Here is a 4,405-nt window from a genome sequence, read left to right as displayed (position 1 = left end):
ACTGCCCACTGCTGCAATGCTTCTAAGTTAGGGACGATTAAGGCTCCGAGCGATCGCTGGTCTTGTCCGACTAGCATAATTTGGTCGATGTAAGGACTGCGCAGACAGGCATCTTCGATTGGCTGCGGTTCGATATTTTCCCCGTTAGACAAGACAATCGTATCTTTTGCCCTACCTGTTAATACAATGTCATTTGCTGGCGTAACTAGACCTAAATCGCCAGTATCAAACCAACCTTCAGGATCGATCGCTTTGGCTGTCGCCTCTGGGTTTTTGTAGTAACCCTGCATCACCTGGGGTCCTCGGATCAAGACCAAGCCGCGCTGCATCGGTGGTAGGGTTTGGCGAGTTTCAGGATCGACGATTTTGGCTTCCGTGCCTGCCATTGGCAACCCAGAGGAACCGCGTAGATTGCGCCAAGGACGACGAACGTGGGTCACGGGAGAGGTTTCGGTTAAACCGTATCCTACTAAAATTTCGACACCAACAATTTCAAAAAAGTTTTCGAGGTGCATGGCAAGGGAACCACCACCGCTAATCACCTGCCTAATTCGTCCTCCCGTTGCTTCTCGTACCTGTTTGTAGACTAAACGATCTGCAAGATTGTGAATCGGTGCTAAAACTGCGGTTTGAATCCCAGCTTGCAGGCGTTGCAATGGAGAAGGATAGAGGTTATCTAATGCTAACCCTCGAACAATTCGCCGTGCTTTTATATAACGTTGGCTGATATTTAACAGGGAATAGATCAGACGTTGTTTTTTAACGGGTTGGTCGCGGAACTGTTTTTGCGCCCCTTCATAAATCGACTCCCACAACCGAGGAACGCCCACCATCAGGCGAGGTTTAAATGCTTTTAAGTCTGCTTTGACGTGACGAATATTCGTGTATATCTGCGTACAACCTTGAGAAAGGAGGAAATATTCGACACTCCGCTCGTAACAGTGCCAGACAGGTAAGATACTGAGAATGCGATCGCCAATTTCTGGTTGTACGACTGCGCCAAATGACGTAACTTGATGCAGCAAATTTCCGTGAGACAGCATTACACCTTTAGGCTTACCTGTCGTCCCAGAAGTGTACATCAGGGTGGCAAGGGTATCCCGATTCTGCGCCACTGGTTGGAGTGGTTGGTTTTCTCCCACCGCCATCAGTTGGGAGAAATTCATAATTTTGAGCGAGTCGCTTTCGTCTAGGATTTCATCTGAGAGTAACACCACCAAATGAATCGGTAGTCTGTCCAAACCATCACGTAATTTATTCAGGATCTTGCGGTCTTCTACTACCAGTGTTGTGCTGCCGCTATGTTCCAAGATGTATAGTAATTCTTGTTTTTCCGCTTGGGAGCTACGCACGACATCCACTCCCCCAGCTGTTAATATTCCTTGGTCGGCGATCATCCAGCGCGGACTATTATCAGCGACTAGCCCAACTCTATCGCCTGCTGTTACCCCTAGCGCTTGCAACCCTGCGGCGAAGATTTGAATGTGCTGGTACAACTGACTGTAGGTGAAAGTTGTCTCTGGTTTGACGTGGGGATCGTGCAGCGCCACGGTATCGCCGAATTTTTTGACAGCGATCGCCCAAATTTCTGGTAGTGACTGCACGCTGGAATAATCGACCGTGCGTTTTAAATTCGAGCGTTCTCGCTCGGTTAGGTTGAAATAGAAGTTAGAGGGGCGGTTGTGCGACATAACTCATGCGACAAAACTCAATCGCTGGTAAAGTTCGTTGGCAGTCCTATATACATACAACTTACCGTGCGATAGATGCATTTGAGCTATTAAGTTAGGACACAAATTCAGTTGTCAGTTATCTGTTATCAGTTATCAGTTTCAGTGGTAGTTGGTAGTTGGTAGTTGCTCCCCTGCCCGCCTGCACACTTGCATACCTGCTTTCTCTGTCCCCTTGTCCTTCAAGTTTCCCTTATCTCCCTTGTCCCTACATCCTACACCCTACACCCTACACCCCACACCCCATTCATCTCAAGAGCGATCGCGAGTAAAAATACCAATGCGATCGAAAGGATAGAAACGGACGATCGCCTTACCAATGATGCGATCGCGTTTTACAAAGCCCCATTCGTGTCCGTCGCAGCTATTGTTGCGATTGTCTCCTAGTACCAAATAAGAATTCGGCGGGATAACTCGAACCGATCGTTCGTAATCTGGTTTGCTGGCAATATAGCTTTCTGCTAGAGGGCGCTCGTTGATATACACTTGTCCCGCTATCACTGCGACTCGTTCCCCCGGGAGTCCCACGATTCGCTTAATAAACGAGTCGTGCGAGTTAGATGGCAAGCCACACGCAGAGATTGCAGCAGGAGGTGGTTGAAACACTACGATGTCACCTCTTTGGGGTGCTTGGAAGCGGTAGCTGAGTTTATCTACCATCAAGCGATCGTCAACTTCTAGTGTCGGTTCCATTGACCCAGAAGGAATAAAAAAAGACTGGGCGACACCAGCACGAATTCCAAAGGCTAAAAACAAGCTCAGACCTACAGTTTTCAGTCCCTCTATCCACAAAAAATTCTCTGGTTTTGGCTGCTGGAGATTCCGCTTAGGCATTGGCAAACGCAGGTTAAATGCAAGTTATAAGTACAATAACTGGTTAGTTATGACTGACGTTGTAGCTTTGAGTTCCCGACTATATGCGGGAGTAGGGAGGAGCCAGTCGCGTGCGGAGGTGTCCTCCGACTCCCTACTCCCTACTCCCTACTCCCTACTCCCTACTCCCTCGTATGGTTAACCCATCTCCAAATTCTAGTTTTAGCTTGACGCTGCGCTTGCAGATTCCCAATCGCATTGGGATGTTGGCTAGCGTGACTCAAGCGATCGCCTCTTGTGGTGGAACTCTCGGTCAAATTGATTTGGTGGAACGCACGCGATCGCAGGCGATTCGCGATCTGACTGTAGATGCTGCTAGCACGGAACAGGCTGAGGCGATCGTGCAGGCAGTGCGGGCATTACCAGAAATTGAAGTGATTAATGTCTACGATCGCACTTTTAATTTACATCGGGGTGGCAAAATCTCCGTTACCAGCAGACTTCCACTCAAAAGTCAAGATGATTTGGCAATGGCATACACGCCAGGAGTGGGGCGAGTTTGTTTGGCGATCGCCCGTGACCCAGAACAAGTCTACAATCTGACGATCAAACAAAACACCGTAGCGATCGTCACTGATGGGAGTGCAGTTTTAGAATTGGGAAATTTGGGGGCGGCGGGGGCATTACCTGTAATGGAAGGCAAAGCCACGATCTTTAAAGAATTTGCTGGAATTAATGCTTTTCCAATTTGTTTGGCGACTCAGGATACAGAAGCAATTATCGCTACTGTGAAAAAAATTGTCCCCGTATTTGGTGGCATAAACTTGGAAGATATTGCTGCCCCGCACTGCTTTGAGATCGAACAACGGCTGCGGCAAGAATTAGATATTCCCGTGTTTCACGGCAACCAGCAGGGGACAGCGATCGCGACGTTGGCGGCGCTGACTAATGCTTTAAAGTTGGTTAATAAGTCACTAGCGGAAGTGAGGATCGTTATTAACGGTGCAGGGGCGGCGGGAGTCGCGATCGCGCGTCTTTTGAAAAACGCTGGTGCTGTCCATATTTTGCTGTGCGATTCTAAAGGTATTCTTTCCACCCAGCGTCAAGATTTAACTGCTCAAAAGCAAGAGTTTGCTGTCAGTCAAATGGGAACTTTGGCAGGTGCTTTAGTCGGTACTGACATATTTATTGGTGCTAGCGCCCCAGGGATATTAACGCGGGATATGGTGCGATCGATGGCAAAAAAACCAATTGTGATGGCGATGGCAAATCCCATCCCTGAAATACAACCAGAACTCGTGGCTGATGATGTTGCAGTTATGGCAACGGGACGCAGCGACTACCCAAATCAGATCGATAACATTCTGGCATTTCCTGGTGTATTTCGCGGCGCTTTAGACTGTCGCGCCACGAAAATAACCACCATGATGTCTTTAGAAGCAGCACAGGCGATCGCTTCTTTGGTAACATCCACAGAACTCAACCGCGAATATATAATTCCCTCTATATTTGACACTAGAGTTGTTCCTACTGTAGCTGCGGCTGTGCAACGCGCTGCTCGTCAGGAGGGAATTGCACGGTGTTAATTGAATTAAGAAAGCTAATTCATCTGTTCAACTTTAGCTTTTAACCCGTTACTAGTAAGTAACTGCGCGACTTCATCAGCCTTAGAGCGATCGCTAAATGCTCCCGCTTGCATAATTGTTTTACCCTTAGCAGAAACCCGAAACGAACCAGGAACGAGCGATCGCACTTTTTCTTGTGTAGGTGCGTTTTCTGCTTCTACCAAGACTCGATAGCGCAAACTTCCCACTTGAGAAGAGTTATGCGATGACACCGCAGCAATTCGGGCGGGGCGATCG

The 4,405-nt window shown here is 48.3% G+C and carries 3 protein-coding genes and 1 pseudogene; 1 reads left to right on the top strand and 3 read right to left on the bottom strand.

Features of this window, described 5'->3' with window-relative positions; translation table 11 throughout:
• Both ACRC32_RS26575 and lepB read right to left on the bottom strand, forming a co-directional pair.
• Positions 1–1,691, bottom strand: a 1,691-nt coding sequence (locus ACRC32_RS26575; protein ID WP_438556789.1) for an AMP-dependent synthetase/ligase, incomplete at its 3' end; no start/stop codon positions are given.
• A gap of 291 nt (positions 1,692–1,982) precedes the next feature.
• Positions 1,983–2,564, bottom strand: coding sequence for a signal peptidase I (lepB, locus tag ACRC32_RS26570; RefSeq protein ID WP_438556788.1), 582 nt, complete (start codon positions 2,562–2,564; stop codon positions 1,983–1,985).
• 173 nt (positions 2,565–2,737) lie between these two features.
• On the opposite strand from lepB, the gene ACRC32_RS26565 reads away from it, so the two are divergent.
• Positions 2,738–4,129: a malic enzyme-like NAD(P)-binding protein gene (locus ACRC32_RS26565; RefSeq protein ID WP_438556787.1), complete on the top strand. Its 1,392-nt coding sequence runs from the start codon at positions 2,738–2,740 to the stop codon at positions 4,127–4,129.
• Positions 4,130–4,143: 14 nt separating this feature from the next.
• On the opposite strand, the pseudogene ACRC32_RS26560 reads toward ACRC32_RS26565, so the two are convergent.
• A pseudogene (locus ACRC32_RS26560) lies at positions 4,144–4,405 on the bottom strand (DUF1565 domain-containing protein); the annotation flags it as partial.

Origin of the sequence: Chroococcidiopsis sp., assembly GCF_051657925.1 — a bacterium.
Lineage (GTDB): Bacteria > Cyanobacteriota > Cyanobacteriia > Cyanobacteriales > Chroococcidiopsidaceae > Chroococcidiopsis.
The sequence above is the reverse complement of the archived record's forward strand: the minus strand, read 5'-3'. Positions and strand labels throughout refer to the sequence as shown.